The organism is Leptolyngbya sp. FACHB-711, assembly GCF_014695615.1.
In the GTDB taxonomy this organism is placed as follows: domain Bacteria; phylum Cyanobacteriota; class Cyanobacteriia; order Elainellales; family Elainellaceae; genus Leptolyngbya_A.
On sequence record NZ_JACJOR010000456.1, the window covers coordinates 1 to 18,341 of the forward strand.

General features: G+C 50.9%; 12 protein-coding genes. 6 read left to right on the top strand and 6 right to left on the bottom strand.

Going from position 1 to position 18,341, the window contains the following annotated elements; genetic code table 11:
* Nucleotides 1-174: 174 nt before the first annotated feature.
* Together H6F80_RS20735 and cax are read left to right on the top strand one after the other, a co-directional pair.
* The gene (locus H6F80_RS20735) at nucleotides 175-1,515 is read left to right on the top strand and encodes an FAD-dependent oxidoreductase (protein ID WP_190793424.1); all 1,341 of its coding nucleotides are present in this window, start codon (nucleotides 175-177) and stop codon (nucleotides 1,513-1,515) included.
* A gap of 104 nt (nucleotides 1,516-1,619) precedes the next feature.
* Nucleotides 1,620-2,699, top strand: a complete 1,080-nt coding sequence (cax, locus tag H6F80_RS20740; RefSeq protein WP_190793425.1) for a calcium/proton exchanger — start codon at nucleotides 1,620-1,622, stop codon at nucleotides 2,697-2,699.
* Nucleotides 2,700-2,733: 34 nt separating this feature from the next.
* Here cax and H6F80_RS20745 read toward each other — a convergent pair whose 3' ends face one another.
* The gene (locus tag H6F80_RS20745) at nucleotides 2,734-3,063 is read right to left on the bottom strand and encodes a hypothetical protein (protein ID WP_190793426.1); all 330 of its coding nucleotides are present in this window, start codon (nucleotides 3,061-3,063) and stop codon (nucleotides 2,734-2,736) included.
* A gap of 561 nt (nucleotides 3,064-3,624) precedes the next feature.
* Here H6F80_RS20745 and H6F80_RS20750 point away from each other — a divergent pair.
* Genes H6F80_RS20750 through H6F80_RS20760 form a run of 3 tightly spaced genes read left to right on the top strand, consistent with a single transcriptional unit; the run spans nucleotide 3,625 to nucleotide 10,841 of the window.
* Nucleotides 3,625-8,628 carry a HAMP domain-containing protein gene (locus tag H6F80_RS20750; RefSeq protein WP_190793427.1) on the top strand — a complete coding sequence of 1,668 codons (5,004 nt, stop codon included), beginning with the start codon at nucleotides 3,625-3,627 and terminating at the stop codon, nucleotides 8,626-8,628.
* Between the two features lie 25 nt (nucleotides 8,629-8,653).
* Complete coding sequence (locus tag H6F80_RS20755; RefSeq protein ID WP_242067489.1) at nucleotides 8,654-9,490, top strand: CheR family methyltransferase; 837 nt, start codon at nucleotides 8,654-8,656, stop codon at nucleotides 9,488-9,490.
* Nucleotides 9,444-10,841 (top strand): hybrid sensor histidine kinase/response regulator, encoded by a 1,398-nt coding sequence (locus H6F80_RS20760; RefSeq protein WP_242067490.1) that lies wholly within the window; start codon nucleotides 9,444-9,446, stop codon nucleotides 10,839-10,841. The genes H6F80_RS20755 and H6F80_RS20760 overlap by 47 nt, the downstream gene beginning before the upstream one ends.
* A 121-nt stretch (nucleotides 10,842-10,962) precedes the next feature.
* On the opposite strand, the gene H6F80_RS20765 is transcribed toward H6F80_RS20760, so the two are convergent.
* Both H6F80_RS20765 and H6F80_RS20770 read right to left on the bottom strand, forming a co-directional pair.
* A complete protein-coding gene (locus tag H6F80_RS20765; RefSeq protein ID WP_347277907.1) occupies nucleotides 10,963-11,733 on the bottom strand; it encodes a glycoside hydrolase family 24 protein in 771 nt (256 codons plus the stop codon).
* A 92-nt stretch (nucleotides 11,734-11,825) separates the two neighbouring features.
* The gene (locus H6F80_RS20770; protein ID WP_190793428.1) at nucleotides 11,826-12,485 is read right to left on the bottom strand and encodes an SDR family oxidoreductase; all 660 of its coding nucleotides are present in this window, start codon (nucleotides 12,483-12,485) and stop codon (nucleotides 11,826-11,828) included.
* A 527-nt stretch (nucleotides 12,486-13,012) separates the two neighbouring features.
* On the opposite strand from H6F80_RS20770, the gene H6F80_RS20775 reads away from it, so the two are divergent.
* Nucleotides 13,013-13,744, top strand: coding sequence for a DUF1997 domain-containing protein (locus H6F80_RS20775; protein ID WP_190793429.1), 732 nt, complete (start codon nucleotides 13,013-13,015; stop codon nucleotides 13,742-13,744).
* A gap of 505 nt (nucleotides 13,745-14,249) precedes the next feature.
* Here the strand turns inward: H6F80_RS20775 and H6F80_RS29245 are convergent.
* From H6F80_RS29245 to H6F80_RS20790, 3 genes are all read right to left on the bottom strand, one after another.
* Nucleotides 14,250-15,062: a CAP domain-containing protein gene (locus tag H6F80_RS29245; protein WP_199296719.1), complete on the bottom strand. Its 813-nt coding sequence runs from the start codon at nucleotides 15,060-15,062 to the stop codon at nucleotides 14,250-14,252.
* Between the two features lie 283 nt (nucleotides 15,063-15,345).
* The gene (locus tag H6F80_RS20785) at nucleotides 15,346-17,178 is read right to left on the bottom strand and encodes an SBBP repeat-containing protein (RefSeq protein ID WP_190793430.1); all 1,833 of its coding nucleotides are present in this window, start codon (nucleotides 17,176-17,178) and stop codon (nucleotides 15,346-15,348) included.
* A gap of 148 nt (nucleotides 17,179-17,326) precedes the next feature.
* Entirely contained in the window at nucleotides 17,327-18,091 is a 765-nt protein-coding gene (locus H6F80_RS20790) for a hypothetical protein (RefSeq protein WP_190793431.1), read from the bottom strand.
* Nucleotides 18,092-18,341: the final 250 nt, after the last annotated feature.

Sequence of the window (18,341 nt, forward strand, 5' to 3'; positions counted from 1 at the left end):
TCAATCAGCACATTACGACAAAGAGCCGATCGAATGGCTCGCTTGCTAGGCAGATTCGAATGCTAGGCTGAAATGTTATGAACCTCCGACCGTTTGCGGATGAGCAGCGATCGGAAAATCTCTACAATAATAAAAAGAGTAAAAATCAACCGAGTAGAAACCAACGAGAGCGGAATGACCAGCCAACTGTATGACGTTGTTGTAATTGGGGGAGGCGTTGCGGGAACTGCCCTGCTATATTCGCTGGCAAAGTTTACCGACCTGAAGCGAGTTGCGCTGGTTGAAAAATATAGTGGCGTGGCAGCAGTAAACTCCAAGGCGACGAACAATAGCCAGACTATTCACTGCGGAGATATTGAAACCAACTACAGCCTGGAAAAGGCGTTGAAAGTGCGGCGATCGGCGCAGATGGTAGTGCGCTACGGCGCAGAATTGTCTGATGAGATGCGCGATCGGGTGATTTACAAGTTTCCCAAGATGGTGCTGGGTGTTGGTTCCCAGGAGTGTGAATTTTTGCGGCAGCGATACGAGCAGTTCAAGCCCCACTTCACTGGAATGAGTCTGCTCGAAAAATCCCAGATTGCCGAAGTCGAACCCCATGTGGTGCAGGTCAATGGACAAGCTCGACCAGAAGAACTGGTGGCGATCGGGATTCAGGATGAATATACCGCGGTGAACTACGGGGCACTATCGCAGTCGTTTGTCGAGCTGGCGCAAACCGTCGAAGGCAAAACGATCGACCTGAAGCTGGGTACGCTAGTGCAGGCGATCGAAACGGCAGGAGCGAATTACCGCATTGTCACGCCCAATGAAACGCTGACCGCTCGCTTTGTTGTGGTTTCTGCAGGGGGACACAGCCTGCTGTTTGCTCACAAAATGGGCATTGGGCTGGAATATTCCTGTCTGCCGATCGCGGGTAATTTCTACTTCACGCCGCAAGTGCTGAACGGTAAGGTCTACACGGTGCAGAACGACAAGCTGCCCTTTGCCGCGATTCACGGCGATCCTGATGTCACGGTTCCCGGCAAAACGCGCTTTGGTCCGACTGCGCTGCCCATGCCCCTGCTGGAGCGATATGACTGGAAAACTGCCTTCGATTACCTGCAAGTGCTGCGGCTCGATTCAACCGTGATGGCAGTGCTATGGGATTTGTTCAAAGTGCGGGACATTCGCAATTACATCTTCAAAAACATGGCGTTTGAAATGCCCGTGGTCGATCGCCGCCTGTTCCTCCAGGATGTGCGAAAGATTGTGCCTTCGTTGCAGCTTGAGGATCTGGAGTTTGCTCGCGGCGTGGGCGGCATTCGTCCGCAGTTAATCGATCGCACCCAGCGCAAGCTGATTTTGGGACAGGCAGAAATCGATCCGGGCAATGGTATTCGGTTCAACATCACGCCTTCTCCGGGTGCAACCACCTGTTTGGGCAACGCCGAGCACGACATTTTGCGAATTCAAGAGCACCTGGGCTGTGAGTTCGATCGATCGTGGTTTGAGGCGGAGACGGTGGCAGCCTAGCAGAGCGGTGGATTGGGGGCGAGTGGGTGGCTGAGTGAAGCTGAAGCGTGCCATGATTCTTGGGAATACTGCACGCAAACCCTCAGGAGCCTCTTGAGAAACCGATGAACCTTAAGAATCTCATCTTTACTGTCTTACTTGTCTTTGTGCCCATTTCGGTTCTTGCCGACGCGCTGCACTGGGGAGCACTGGTGATTTTTATTAGTGCCTGTCTGGCGATCCTGCCCCTGGCAGCCTGGATGGGAACTGCAACTGAAGAAATCGCGATCGTCACTGGGCCCTCGATCGGCGGTTTGCTAAACGCGACCTTTGGCAATGCTACAGAGCTAATCATCGCGCTGGTTGCCCTGAAAAGCGGTGTTGTAAACGTGGTCAAAGCCAGCCTCACGGGGTCGATTATCGGCAATTTGCTGCTGGTGATGGGCTTCTCGATGCTGCTGGGTGGACTGCGCCACAAAGAACAAAGCTTTGAGCCAACGATCGCCCGCATTAATGCTTCAACAATGAATTTGGCAGTGGTGGCAATGCTTTTGCCGACGGCAGTGGACTATACCTCTCCGAGCATTGATCAACTGACGCTGCAAAAGCTGTCGATCGTGGTTGCCATTGCGCTGATCACGGTGTATCTGCTCACGCTGCTGTTCTCGATGAAAACGCACAGCTATCTATATGATGTGGGGATTGCCGAAGAAGAAGGAGAAGGACTCGTCCCCGAAGGCAAAAAACCCAATCTGCTGCTATGGGTGGGGGTGCTGCTGGTTGTGACCGTTCTGGTGGCGATCGAGTCAGAAATACTGGTTGGTTCCCTAGAGGAAGCCACAAAACAGCTAGGGCTGACCGAACTGTTTACCGGAATTGTGCTGCTGCCGATTATTGGCAATGCGGCAGAGCATGCAACAGCGGTGGTCGTTGCCGTGAAAAACAAGATGGATCTGGCAGTTTCAGTCGCCGTGGGATCGAGTCTGCAAATCGCGCTGTTTGTTGCCCCCGTGCTGGTGATCGCAGGCTATTTCTGGGGACAGCCGATGGATCTCAACTTTAATCCGTTTGAACTGGTTTCCGTTGCAGTGGCAGTGTTTATTGCCAATTCGGTCAGTGCCGATGGGCGATCGAACTGGCTGGAAGGAACGCTGCTGTTAGCGACTTACGTGGTGATTGGGGCAGCGTTTTTCTTTCATCCTTAAAGCTTTCATCCTTAAAGACGCTACTCTACCGAGCCTATTCCGACTGAGGAGACTGGAGATCCGCCAGCAGCAGATTAATTCGTTCTGCAACATCTGCTCTCCCTTCTGGCGGAGCGTCGCGCAGAAAAACATCGATAATAAACCAGCGACAAAGCAGCGGATCGATCGGAACCAAATGCAAGATGACTTGATTTAAGACTTCCGTCAGCAGCGTGTCGGGAAGCCGATGCAATTCATCCCGAATCACAATCGCCTCTTCTAAATCATGGGTTTGTCCGACTTTTAAAACCGCTTTGACCACAGCCTCAATCAGATGATTGAAATCTTCAGTGTTAAGGGTTTCGTTAAAAGGCTGATTTGACAAGCAACAATTCCTTGATTCGCTTAATGATTCAAACCGAGTGCTGACCGATCGGGAGCACTTTCCTCAGCTTTATGTCCTTAGCTTAATCTAAGAGAATGTTTAAAAAGTATCAAAAGTGCTGGGTTGTCCCCATACCCCCAAATGCTGAGGAACTTTGAGCGTGAGGAGAGATGGCTCGGTTCCCCTCAAAGTTAATTCCGTATCGGGGATGGTTCGGGTAACAGCAATCGCTTTTCAACCCTCCTCTTAATCCATGCCACCAATTTTTTTCGCTATGAATTAAACGCTAACGAAGATTAAGCTTTTGATTCAGCAGTGAAAGAGCAAACTTTTGAGAGCAGAATCGAGAGCAGAGTTGAAATTAAAATTTGGGCTATCACAAATAATAGCTGCGCCTCAATCAGCGTCCTCTAGCCTAAGGTAGAGTAAAGACAAAGTTACGCCCATAGGTAGAAGCGATCGACCTGAACGAAGCAGGGATAATGAATCGATGTATGCCTGTGGCAGGACTTCTAGCCAGTGACGTACTCATCCTGACCTACCGCGAAAGTTACACCCGCTATGACCACCGCTTCTCGCACCCCCAATTCCGATACCCTCGATCTCCAGCAGCTCCTCAAAACGCTGGTTGAAATAAAAAAGGGTAATTTCTCTGCTCGGATGCCACTCGACCAGACCGGTATTGCAGGCAAGATCGCCGATACGCTCAACGACATCATTGAGATGAATGAGCACATGGCAACTGAACTGGAACACATTAGCCAGGTGGTTGGTAAGGAAGGCAAAATTAGCGAACGCGCCTCGCTCCAGAATGCGAAGGGAGCATGGAAGGCATCGATCGGCTCGGTCAATGCGCTGATCACTGATCTGGTGCAGCCGATGACTGAAACCACGCGAGTAATTCGGGCGGTTGCCACTGGAAACTTGACGCAGACGATCGCCACCGAAATTGACGGCAAACGGCTGCAAGGCGAGTTTCTGCAAACGGCTCAAATCGTCAACACGATGGTGGATCAGCTCAACTCCTTTGCTTCAGAAGTAACACGGGTGGCGCGGGAAGTAGGAACTGAAGGAAAACTCGGCGTGCAGGCAGATGTGCCCGGAGTAGCGGGAACCTGGAAGGATTTGACCGACAGCGTAAACTCGATGGCAGGCAACCTGACCGCACAGGTACGAAACATTGCTGAAGTGACAACGGCGGTGGCAAATGGGGATTTGTCGAAGAAAATCACCGTGGATGTGAAAGGCGAAATCCTGGAGCTGAAAAACACCATTAACACCATGGTGGATCAGCTTAGTTCCTTTGCCTCGGAAGTAACACGGGTGGCGCGGGAAGTAGGTTCTGAAGGAAAACTCGGGGTACAGGCAGATGTACGCGGAGTAGCCGGAACCTGGAAAGACCTGACCGACAGCGTGAACTTCATGGCAGGCAGCTTAACCGCACAGGTACGAAATATTGCGGCGGTAACAACGGCGGTGGCAAATGGGGATTTGTCGAAGAAAATTACCGTGGATGTGAAAGGCGAAATCCTGGAGCTGAAAAATACGGTCAACACGATGGTGGATCAGCTCAACTCGTTTGCTTCAGAAGTAACACGGGTGGCACGGGAAGTGGGTTCTGAAGGAAAACTCGGCGTGCAGGCGGAAGTAAAAGGCGTAGCCGGAACCTGGAAAGACCTGACCGACAGCGTGAACTTCATGGCAGGCAGCTTAACCGCACAGGTACGAAACATCGCCGAAGTGACAACGGCGGTGGCAAACGGAGACCTCTCCAAGAAAATCACCGTGGATGTGAAAGGCGAAATCTTGGAGCTGAAAAACACCATTAACACCATGGTGGATCAGCTCAACTCGTTTGCCTCGGAAGTAACACGGGTGGCACGGGAAGTGGGAACCGAAGGAAAACTCGGGGTGCAGGCATACGTCCGCGGCGTGGGTGGAACCTGGAAGGATTTGACTGATAACGTGAACTCAATGGCAGGCAACCTGACCGCACAGGTACGAAACATCGCCGAAGTGGCAACGGCGATCGCGAACGGGGACCTCTCCAAGAAAATCACCGTGGATGTGAAAGGTGAAATTCTCGATCTGAAAAACACCATTAACACCATGGTGGATCAGCTCAGTTCCTTTGCCTCGGAAGTAACACGGGTGGCACGGGAAGTAGGAACCGAAGGCAAGCTGGGCGGTCAGGCGCAGGTGATTGGCGTTGCAGGAACCTGGAAGGATCTCACTGACAATGTGAACTCGATGGCAAGCAACCTTACAGCCCAGGTGCGAGGCATTGCGCGAGTGGTGACAGCGGTGGCGAACGGAAACCTGAAGCTCAAGCTGATGCTAGATGCCAAAGGCGAAATCGAAACGTTAGCCGACACTATCAACGAAATGATTGACACGCTGGCAACGTTTGCCGAACAGGTTACGACCGTTGCCCGAGAAGTAGGAAGCGAAGGAAAACTCGGTGGACAGGCAAAAGTGCCGGGAGCATCGGGAACTTGGCGCGATTTGACCGATAACGTGAACGAGCTGGCAGCGAATCTAACGACGCAGGTGCGAGCGATCGCCGAAGTAGCAACAGCGGTGACTAAGGGCGATTTGACGCGATCGATTTCCGTCGAAGCAAAAGGGGAAGTGGCAGTCCTCAAAGACAACATCAACCAGATGATTGCCAACCTGCGCGAAACAACGCAGAAGAACACCGAGCAAGACTGGCTCAAGACCAACTTGGCGAAATTCACCCGTATGTTGCAGGGGCAGCGCGACCTTGAAACAGTGTCCAAGCTGATTCTGTCCGAATTGGCTCCGCTGGTTTCGGCGCAACACGGGGTCTTTTACCTGATGGAAGCCAACGAAACCCACACGTCCTATCTCAAGCTGATCAGCACCTACGCCTACAAAGAGCGCAAGCACTTAGGCAACCGCTTCGAGCTAGGACAGGGACTAATCGGGCAGTGCGCTTTAGAAAAGGAGCGCATTCTCCTGACTGAAGTTCCAGCAGACTACATCAGAATTAGTTCTGGACTGGGTGAAGCAACCCCGCTGAATGCGGTTGCGCTGCCTGTTTTATTTGAAGGACAGGTGACTGCGGTGATCGAGCTTGCTTCGTTCTCGCGGTTCAGCGACATTCACTTAACGTTCTTCGACCAGTTGACCGAGAGTATTGCGATCGTCCTCAACACGATTGCCGCTAGTATGCGAACTGAAGAACTGCTGAAACAGTCGCAGTCACTGGCAGAAGAACTGCAAACCCAGCAGAAAGAGCTAACGGGAACCAACCAGCGATTAGAACAGCAGGCGCAGTCACTCAAAGCCTCGGAGGAACTGCTCAAGAATCAGCAGGAACAGCTTCAGCAAACCAACGAGGAATTACAGGAGAAAGCCGAACTATTAGCCGTTCAAAACCGGGAGGTGGAACGCAAAAATCAAGAAATTGAACAGGCGCGTCGATCGCTGGAAGAAAAAGCCGAACAGCTTGCCCTCAGTTCCAGATACAAATCGGAATTCTTGGCAAATATGTCGCATGAACTGCGAACGCCGCTCAACAGTTTACTGATTCTGGCACGACTTTTTGCCGAAAACAGCGACGGCAACTTAAGCGATAAGCAAATCGAATATGCCCGTACGATTTATTCTGCCGGAAACGATTTACTTGGACTCATCAACGACATTCTGGATTTGGCAAAAATTGAGTCGGGAACGATGTCAATCGAAACAGAGCCAATGTCGATTAATGACTTCCGCAATCACCTCGATCGCACATTCCGCCAGGTCGCCCAGGATCGTAATCTCGAATTTCAGATGAACTTTGATCCGCAGTTGCCGCGCACTTTGTACACCGATGCCAAGCGGCTTCAGCAAGTTCTAAAAAACCTGCTCTCGAACGCCTTTAAGTTCACCGAGCAGGGTCAGGTCAGCCTCAACGTAAGCCTCGCAACGGGGGGCTGGAGTTTTGATAAAGAAACGCTGAATCGTGCCGATCGCGTAATTGCCTTTGCGGTTACTGATACGGGAATCGGCATTGCGCCAGATAAGCAGCAGGTCATCTTCGAAGCGTTTCAGCAGGCAGATGGCACAACCTCCCGGAAGTATGGGGGAACGGGCTTAGGCTTGTCGATTAGCCGAGAAATTACCCGTCTACTAGGCGGTGAAATTCGCCTTAAGAGTGAGCTGGGTTGCGGCAGCACGTTCACGCTTTATCTGCCCCAAAGCGAGGGAGAACGCTGGAGTTTACCGATTCCTACCCTCGCTACCTCATCCTTGCAATCCACGATCGTCCGACCTTCCACGGTGCTAGCAGCAGGGCAACCAGCGACAGCAGGCAATCAGCCCGAACCAATGGCACTGATGCGCGAGCGGGCGATCGAAGACGATCGAGACTCTATTCAACCGGGCGACCTGACCTTGTTGATCGTTGAAGATGACCTGAACTTTGCCGGCATTCTGCTAGATCTGGCACGACAGCAAGGCTTTAAGGGACTGGTCGCCACTCGCGGTAACGTCGGGCTGGAAATGGCACAGCAGCTCAAACCCACCGCAATTATGCTCGATGTTCGCCTTCCGGTTCTCGATGGCTGGATGGTGCTGGATCGGCTGAAGCATCACGCTGACACCCGCCATATTCCAGTCCACATGATGTCGGTAGAAGAGGGATTGCAGCGCAGTTTGCGGCAGGGAGCAATCGCGTATCTGCAAAAGCCTGTTAACAGCGAGTCATTGCTCAACGCCCTGGCAAGCATTAAGGAGTTTGTCGAGCGTCCGATGAAAAATTTGCTGATCGTCGAAGATGATGACGTTCAACGCCAAAGCCTGGTTGAACTGATTGGCAATAGCGACGTAGCAATTACCGCGATCGGCACAGGTGCAGAAGCGCTTGAGACATTGCGATCAGGTCACTTTGACTGCCTCGTGCTCGATCTGGGACTACCCGACATGGATGGGTTTGCCTTCCTTGAGCAGATTAAACATGACTCCAGCCTGGCCCACTTGCCGATCATTATCTACACCGGAAAAGATCTATCGGCTCAAGAAGAACGGGAACTCCGAGGCATTTCTGACACGATCATTCTTAAGGATGTCCGATCGCCCGAACGTCTGCTGGATGAAACTGCCCTCTTCCTGCATCGGGTTCAGGCAGACCTACCAGACCTTCAGCGACAAATGCTGGAACGATCGCAGCAGCAAGATCCAACGCTGGCAGGCAAAAAAATTCTCATTGTCGATGATGACGTGCGGAATATTTTTGCCCTCACCAGTGTATTAGAACGCTATCAAATGGAGATTCTGTACGCTGAAAACGGTCGAGAAGGCATTAGCGTATTACAAAATCACCCGGATCTTGATTTGGTGTTGATGGATGTGATGATGCCCGAAATGGATGGGTATGAAACGACGCAAGCCATTCGGGAAATTCCCCAATTCGCTCATCTGCCTATCATTGCGTTAACGGCAAAAGCCATGCGCGGCGATCGGGAAAAATGCATCGAATCGGGAGCTTCGGACTACATCACTAAACCTGTTGAAACCGATCAGCTCTTGTCTGTACTTCGGGTTTGGCTCCACCAATAATCCAACTGCTTTATCAGGAACCTTTATGCCCGTCCTTATGCAGCTTGCCGAACTTGAGGATCTCGAAATTCAGCTTCTTTTAGAGGGAGTGAATCGCTACTATGGCTTCGACTTTCGAAGTTACTCGAGCGCGTTAATTAAACGTCAGATTCGAGATCTCATTCAAACCGACAAGCTGCCCAACATCTCTCGACTGCAAGAAAAGATTTTGCATGAACGTGCCTATATGGAGCGTTTTTTGCTGAATCTGTCTGCAAATCGTACAGGGATGTTTCATGACCCCAGCTTTTACCTGGCATTTAGAACTCAGGTTGTGCCGCTGCTGCGAACTTATCCATCCGTTCGGATCTGGTATGCCGGATGCATGACCGGGGAAGAAGTGTATGCAATGGCAATCCTACTGTGGGAGGAGGGCATTTATCCTCGCTGCCGCATCTACGCAACTGATATCAATGAATCTGCTCTCGCTCAAGCACGAACGGGCGTTTTTACCCTTGGACGGACACAGGAGTATGCACTCCTCTATCAACAGGCAGGGGGAGAACAACTGCTTTCGGAGTACTATACAGTTAGAAACGATAGTGCAATCGTCCACTCATTTCTAAAGGAGAACCTTGTCTTCGCAGCCCACAACCTAGTGACGGATGCTTCTTTTAATGAATTTAATGTCATTCTCTGTCGCAATGTTTTAACCTTCTTAAATTCTGAGCTTCAGGCAAAGATTCATCAGTTATTCCACGACAGTTTAGGGAGATTTGGGATTCTAGGCTTGGGACAGCAGGAAAGCTTGAAGTTTTCACCGTATCAGCAGTGCTATGAGCTATTCGATCCTCAAGCACAGCTCTATCGGAGAATTGCCTGATCACCAAGCGACCGTGATTGTCAAGGGTAAATTAGGGATGACTCAACAAATCCACCATGTATTATCAACTCCTGCTTCTTCTCTAATCACGCCGGAATCGAAAGTGAATGTCCTCCTTGTGGACGATCGCATCGAAAATCTAGTTACGCTAGAGCGTGTATTACAGAGCCTGGGGCAGAACTTGGTCAAAGTGCAGTCGGGAGCTGCCGCATTAAAATATTTACTTCAGCATGATGTCGCTGTGATCCTGCTGGATGTGCAGATGCCCGGTATGGATGGCTTTGAAACAGCAAGGCTCATTCGTCAGCGCGGTCGATCGCAGCACACTCCCATTATTTTTCTAACTGCGTTTGCGGAAAGCGACGATTTGCGCTCTCAGGGCTATACGTTGGGCGCAGTCGATTATTTATATAAGCCGATCGAACCTACCATTTTGACTTCTAAAGTCTCTGTTTTTATTGATTTATTCAAAAAGAATCTCGAAGTTCAGCATCAGGCAGCCCAACTGATTGCTCAAAACGCAGAACTTATCCGTGCTCAGGTTGCTCGCCAGCAAGCCGAAGAAGCAAACCGCATAAAAGATGAATTTTTAGCGATCGTCTCTCACGAACTGCGAACGCCCCTGAACTCAATTTTGGGCTGGTCGCAGCTCTTGCTGAAGCGGGAGTTTGAGCCTGCTAGAATGCGACGGGCACTCGAAACGATCGTATACAATGCCCAGGCTCAGGTGCGGCTGATCGAAGACATCCTCGACGTATCTAGGCTGATGCGCGGCAAGGTTGAACTGTCGATTCACCCGATCGACCTACCCTCTTTTATTGAGGCAACCGTAGAATCGATTCGTCCCCAAGCCGAGGTGAAATCGATCCGGCTCGACGTGCAGCTTGATCCGACCGTGGCAAGCGTGAGAGCAGATTCAGTGCGGTTGCGTCAAATTCTCTTGAATTTACTCACCAATGCAATTAAGTTCACCTGCGAAGGCGGAAACGTTAGCTTACAGGTTCGATCGAATGCTAATGGCATAATCAGGCTGCACGTCAGGGATACGGGAATCGGCATCGACCCAGAATTTCTACCTTATATCTTTGATCACTTTCGCCAAGCCGATAGTTCTTCCACTCGCAGCCACGGTGGATTAGGACTCGGACTTGCGATCGTCCGTCAGCTCGTCGAACTGCACAACGGCACAATCGAAGCCCATAGCGACGGCTGCCACCAGGGAACCACGTTTACGGTGCATCTGCCAATCGGCGATCGTCAGCAAGAAGAGATTGCTGAACTTTTACCAGAAATCATGGCATCAACCTGTGAAAGGCTCAGCTCCCTGGAAAGATATGAAGCTCAAGCGTGAGAATTAATGCGGGATGCAATCAATGCGGGACACGATCGAGAATCGACAGCCTATGCTGACAAAAACCCGTATTCTAAAAACCGCATTCTAGCAAGTACCTTTTAATAGGAAAGAAGAACTTTTAACTCGATGTGCCGCTCAGTTCCTCTTGCAGCATCGCCTCATAAAGCTGCGGCAGTCGATCGCTCATGTCGTTTGTTTCAATTCCATAGCCCAAACTAGTCCAGACGGGCGAAAGAATTTGCAGTACTTCTGAAAGCTGTCCCTGTTGCAGCAGCGCAGATAAATCCACTCCCCAGACTTCCGAGTCGCTGAGCCAGCGATAGACCACCTCATCCTGATACTGTGGCTCAAAGCTGTAGTGCTGCCAGAACCAGAGCCCAGACGGATCAGGATGGTATTTTTCTGCCTGCTCTTCCCAGGTGGTGGTAATAAACTGGTAGCGTCCGGCTGCCGTGGTGCAGTCGCCCTGATTCACACCAACTGTAATCGGCACACAGCGATCGGGATGCTGGTTAAAATCCTCAAAATGTTCGCCACCAAACAGCAGCGTATAGGGCTTGGGACCGTTCGATTCACTCGCAGAGATCGTTCGCATTAAAGCGCGGATGTAGGGGTCGCCGCCTTGCTTCACGAGGGGCGGGTAGTTGCTGCCGTCTAACTCAAAGCTCGATCGTGGTTTTGAGGGAATAGCATTCCAGAGAATACTGACGGTTCCCAGGGCAATTAACCCTGCCGTTAGCTGGCGCAGCAGCAACCCAACCGAAGAGGGAGACTTTTTGTTTCGCTGGGACAATCGCCCTGAAACGCCATCAGGAATAGAAGACTCAGGAGCAACAGAATCAGAAACAACAGAATTAGGAACAGAAGACTCAGGATGGTTTGAAGTCACAGCTCAATTAAACTTGACCAGGACAAATCTTTCCCATCCTAGCCTAGTCGGGCTGCCTTGAGTTCCTGCCGATCGATCTCCCAATCTATCCACTAAGCCACCCCCGCAAACATCGCCTCATAGGACAAAGCCGGTGCGTCGGGCTTGGCAACAATTTCCACGATTTTATTTTTTGCTTCTGGCTGCGATAAAGCCTCCACACAAACCTGCGCGACTTTCGATCGCGGAATACTGCCATCAAAGAGCGTGTCTGCTTTAGACATAACGATCGCATCGGTATTGTCTTCGTTTTTGAGCCCTCCCGGTCGAACGATCGTGTAGCTCAAGCCGCTTTGCTGCAAATATTCTTCTGCCCGCTTTTTCCACACTAAAATCAGCCAGAACAAATTGAGCGGATGCAGCAGTTGAGAGGTACAGAGCGAAGACACCATGACAAACTGCTGGATTCCCTTCTCCTTTGCCACATCAACAAGATGCTTGGTTCCCTCATAGTCCACCTTGTATGGACCTGTGGGGTCAAAACTGGGGGCGGCTCCCGTCGCAGATAGCACCACCGTACAATCTGCCATCGCTGTCCGCAGAGTTTCTGGTTCCAGCACATCTCCCACCACGCATTCTGCCTCTGGGGGCAAAATTTGCTTTGCCTTATCTAGATTTCGCACCAGTGCTCGCACCGAAATGTTACGGCTCACCAGTTCCTGCACAATCCGCCGTCCGGTTTCACCTGTAGCCCCTGCTACAAACACTTTCATACGCTGCCCCTTTACTAGAAATTAGACGATTGAGTGAGTCGATCGAATCAAACAATTGAATCAGAGAATCGAATTACCTGATGAATGAGTCAAATCCTGAATTTAAGCGATCGACCTTAAATAATGAACTCCGGCTCCTCAGAATTTTACAAGAGTAAATTTGTGGCTTGGCTGCTCCAGTTTAGTGAAAATTCAGTAAATCAGTTACTGGCAATTAACAATCTCTATCAGTCGCTGCTTTTGCGGATGCATTCCGCTGTCGCCCCTGCTAAATCTATGCTTACCAGCTTTCTATCCGTAGATCGATCGAGGGCATCCTTACTCGGACAGGATATGCTAGACAAGATTTTAGTCTCATCTCTCCCCTGACAGACTGTTTGCCTGAGGTTTAAGATCTACAGTCAGAGCGATCGGCAGGATTGTTGAAAGCAACCCTGAGGAAAACTGGAGCGCGTCCTCCTTGAAAGGCGCCGAGAAAGAAGCCGACCTACAGCCAAGATTGCAGGACTATCGCAGGAACGGAGCGTATGCAGTCAAACCCAGCAGAACATTACTCCATTGATGCTTCTCCGATTTTGGAAGCCAGTGCCCACCGGACAGAAGGGCATTCCCTTAATGCGGAGCAGCTTTCCCGACGAGGTCGTCCTACCGAAGATTGCCTCAGCAGCGAGCCAACCCGCTTTCATGGCACGTTTGCCAGCAGCATGGAAATGTATGCCGAAGCGCGAATGGTTGCCCAATACCTGGATGAGCATCGGGAATGGTTTCCGCGCTGTGCTCATCCAATGCAGTCTGAGTCGATCGGGGAAACAGGTTATGCCCTTACCGTCGGTCGATTTGGCGCGTTTGGCTATGATGTCGAACCCAAAGTCGGACTCGATCTACTGCCGCAGCAGGCAGGCATTTATCGCATTGCTACGGTTTCAGTGCCAGGATACGAACCGCCCGGATACGATGTTGATTTTCAGGCAGCCCTTCAGCTTGTCGAAATTGAACCGGATCGGTCGCTTTTTGCGGCAAAAGAGCGGGCACAGCTCCCCGACAAAATTACCCACGTCGAATGGGAACTCGATTTGCAAGTGTTCCTCCACTTTCCCCGCTTCATCCAGGCTTTGCCCAAGTCCCTAGTCCAGTCCACAGGCGATCGTCTCCTGAACCAAATTGTGCGCCAAGTCTCCCGACGACTAACCCAGAAGGTACAAGAAGATTTTCATACCACTGCTGGAGTGCCCTTCTACAAAAAGAAAAAAGGTCTTTAGCGAGCGTCAGAGCAGGCTGCGAGTTGAAGTTTAGGGGGTTAAGTCTCCCCCTAATTCTCCCTAAATGGCTACTGGGTACACACTAAGCGAGTTTATTCGTATTTGAGGTACTGCAGCCCTCTAAATCCCTAATCTTGGGGAATTTCCGAACCCACAATCAGCTCAGTTCCGCCCAGCATTGACCCGTCAGGACGTTCAGAGCCATTTCACCCGCTGGTCAGACTGATCAGTACACAGTCGCTTTAGGAGCTGTATAACCCGCTTACTGAAGAAACACTTCCTGCCAGGTGTAGTTCTCTCTCAGCTGCTCGGTATAAAACTCCCTATAAAAAAGACAAAGTAAGGTAGGGGAAAGTAGCAGGCTCTCTCACTCGCAATTTCTCAACCTGCTCACGCTCTCCTCAAACCTTACTATGGGCAACCTTACTATGGGCGATCGAGGAAAGAAAGCACAAGAACAAAACATACGCCCACTCTCACCTCCCATCCCTTATTCCCTCATCCCCTACATCGGCGCAGCCAAAACTTGTGTCCAATAATGATTCCAGTTCTCAGTGCCCGTATCACTTGGCATAAAGTAATACCCAACTCCGATTTCCCTTAGTTTGGGGTCAAGCAAATTAGCCCGATGTCCGGGACTATTGATCCAGCCTTGCACCACACTGACAGCTGTTGTATGTCCTGCACCAATATTTTCAGCCACCCGCGACCAGCGATAGCCTGCGGCAGTTGCTCGTTGACCGGGCGTAACGCCAGTGGGGCTGGTGTGATCGAAGTAATCCTCCAATGCCATGTTCTGGCTTTGGGTTTGGGCAGCCGTGCCTAACAGCGGATTCAGCGTCACGGGGGGCAAGCCATTTTGACGGCGAAAATCGTTGGTAAGCGACACAATTTGATCGATCACACTCACACTCACAGGCTGGGGTGCGGGTAAGCCAGTTTGCAGCGAGCTGCTGTTAGACGACGCACTGGTTTCAAGATTAAGCTGATAGCGGTTTGCTCCTTGTCCTCCAGCAGAAACCTGGAGGTAATAGGTTCCGGCTGCTAATTGAGAGCGGCTTACCTCTTTTTGCTGAAAACTTATCTGAGCCGATTGCACAATTTCGCCCGTATCAATTCGTCCGTTGAAATTGCGGTCTTGAACTAGCCTTAGGTTTGCTCCCTGCCTAGAGCTTCTAAACTTGATGCGAATGCCGCTGGGCTGTGCTAAATCAAACCGAAATAAATCGCTTGAGTTGCTGGAGTTCACTCGATCGCGAATTGCCGCCGTGCTGGGAATTCCTTTTGCAGCACTGAGGTCAGAAAGAGTTCTACGCATGATTTCTCCTAAAGCAAACGCAAGCTGCGTTCACCGATAGCAAGTTACAGTGAGCGATCGTCTTGCCAAGATTCAGAAGTCAAGGCGCATAGACGAATAAATTTGGGGAAATTGACAAAATAAGAGTTCCTGCAAAGCTTGGGGCAAAGCTCTGAATCGATGTTTGAGCGAAAGGTTGAGTCAAGGATTCCCTGAGTCAGAGATGCAGCCAGGGAATCAACAGGGAATGCAGGAAACGTTGGGGCAAAAGGTCAACAGGGGAATTGCCGTTTCTCAGTCGTCATCAAACAGGGCTAAAGCTGTACTGAGCAGCCCAAGCATCAAAGCTACCCTGATTATTTATACCGCCATTTAGGAAAGTTCCTTGAGTTTGTCCCGCTAGGTAAACCGTGTACGGCGAGTTGAGCGCGGCGTTAGGCGCAGGGTTCACAACGATTAAACTGTACACATCATCGTCCTGCGGCGTACCGACCAGCGTACTGCCGAGCAGCGTTCCCGCCGAATCAAAGGTGGCAAGCCAGCCATCGGACAAGCCGAGTGGGGCATTGCCAAAGAGTGATCCGGTCGTTTCCCCGGCCAAATAAATTCGATCGCGATCGTCGATCGCAATTGCCTGAGATTCGTCAAGCTGAGCCGTCCCAAACTGTTTGATCCATTGGCGAGTGCCATTGGAATCGTACTTCGCCAGAAAGGCATCGCTGCCGCCTGCGCTCGTTTGTCCCGGAAGGGCACCGATCGTATCGCCCGTGATGTAGACATTACCACCGCTGTCAACAACGACTCCGCCCGCTAGATTTGTGCCCGGAGCCTCGATTGTTTGATGCCAGAGCCTTGCTCCATTGCCGTTTAATTTGGCGACAAAGGCATCGCCGCCGGTAAGCGGATCGGTCACATTAGGGGTTAGCGTAGCGTTGGTAATCCCACTGAGGTAGATATTACCTTGAGCGTCGAGCGTGATATCCGTGCCGCTGCTGGAACCTGAAAGCTCATTCAGTTCTACCACCCATTGCTGATTTCCACTGCTGTTGTATTTGGCAATAAAGGCTCGACTGGGCTGACCGAAGCCCGCTACTGGGGGTAAGCCGCGCAGGAAGCCTGTGACATAAACGTTGCCCTGAGCGTCGATCGCAATTCGCGAGGCAGCATCGGCAGCCGGAATAGCAGCACCCGGCGCAACTGGAATATCAGTCGTTGTGGCGATCGTTGCTGACCAAAGCGGTGTTCCATTAGAACCATATTTGACAGCGTAGCCATTGGGATTGGGAACTGGTCCCAGAAAAGGAATAGTCTCTGTTATTACATCAATACCGGAGACATAGTAATTGCCTGCGCTATCGGCGACGATGTCGGCTGCTACATCCGTTCCCGATCGCCCAAACTGTCTCAGGATTGGGGCAGATCCTTCAGTGCTAAGCTGCGCGACATAGCTATCTCGATCGCCTGCATTTGCTCCGCCCAAATTACCGTTGGTAGACCCTGCAACAAAAAGCGTCCCGCCGTTGACTGCAATTCCATAGGCATAGTCATTGGCACTGCTTCCAAACTGACGCACCCAGTTTCGGGTAAAGGACTGAGAAGCGGGTGGGTTCGTTGGCGGCGAAGGCGGGGAAGGAGGAGGAGGCGAAGGTGAAGCAGGAGGAGGAGGCGAAGGTGAAGCAGAAGGGGACGGTGAATCTGTTGGAAGCGGAAGCGGCGTTGCACTAGCCACCAGTCGATAAGCGGTAGAATTTTTGCGGAAGTAGAGCCGCAAATAGTATTCCCCTGCATCCAGCGTCAGGTTTACAGTGTTAGAGCTACCTGAAGTTGCTTTCGATCGCGACAGAAAAGTGAACTGCCGCCGCAAATCTTTTGGTTTGAGCTGTCCCAGATTAGTTTGGCGAAGCCGCTTCCACGGTTTACCAGCAGTGGATTTTGGGATAAATACGTCAACCCCGATCGCACTTTTGCGTTGAATCCCGCTCACTTGCAGCGTTAGGGTACTGCGACTGCTCAACCGAAGCCGGGCAACGTCATTCCGGTCTTGCCGATCTAAAGCATCTCGAAGAGAGACGGGGGCTGCAAGAGAGCCTAAGTTTCTTGCTGCTCGCAGGCGATTTCCGAGACGATCGGCTGGCATGAGCCATGCTCCTCCTGAACGTACTGTAGACTCTAGCCTGCCCTAATTCCTCCGACGATCGATCAAAATGCTCCGTACTTATACAGAAATTTTCAGGTCTGTAAAATTTTACTCAAAGAAACCTCAGTATGATTGACGAAGCCTAGACCTATCGTTCATTGTTAACAATTCGCTGTGTGCGAAATGTAACATTCACGCCCTCATTTGATTGTTCCAATACCAGCAGAGGAGTGGGCTTTGCTTTTTGATCCCAGTGCATCGTGGCAATTCTGCCCTGAATCGTTGGCTGCCAGTTCTCCTCACCGCCCTGACTCATGTATTTTTCCATACACTCAATAATCTGGGCGATCGTGGTTGAGGTGGGCTGAGTCGGCAGCTTAGCAAGCTTGATCTGAATCCGAAACAGCACTCGTCGATTCGTTCCTACAGGTGAGCCGGATGGGTCGTATTCCACATCAAAAATTTCGTCGATCATTCGTCCTGTTGCACTGGCAATGCCGACAATGCCGTTGTCTGCCTGGGAGGGACGTAAGGCGATCGTAATTTTTTCTTTGACTCTAATTTTAATTTGATTAACAATAGTAAAGTGAAACTGCTCTTCCTCCATCCGCATCCGCAGATAGTCAAGGTTAAACTCGCGGGAGTGGATCAGGTCCGGATTGCGCTCCATTTTGCTGATCGTGCCCAGTGCTAACTTCAGCTTTTTTTGCAGTTCTCGATTTTTGAATTCCTCAAACCGCCGCTGTTTTTCGAGCTTGGTCGTGCGGATTTTGTTGTAAATCGCTAGCCCGATTAGCAGCAGCGTGAGAATACCTGACGTTGCCATCCAGATCTGCTGGAGCGAGAGTTCAGAGGCTGGGGTAGCAGGCTTTGCCTGAGCCAGATGAGGTTCGACATGAATCAGTAGAGACATGGCTAAGTGGGATCAGAGCGATCGACAGTTTTTGGTTGATATGAATTATGCAGTTAGGATGCCCCTGAGACATGGACAGAGAATCATCCTTACACACATCTTTCCAGGCAGCTTGCTGGGAACCCGTACAGTTTTTACAGGAACTTGTACTCATAGAGAAAAAAGCTAGTTGTTCGCAGCACCTTAGAGGAGGAATCGTTCCTTTCCTGCCGCTCGATTGCTAAAGTAATGCAAGAGTACGCCCGGTTTT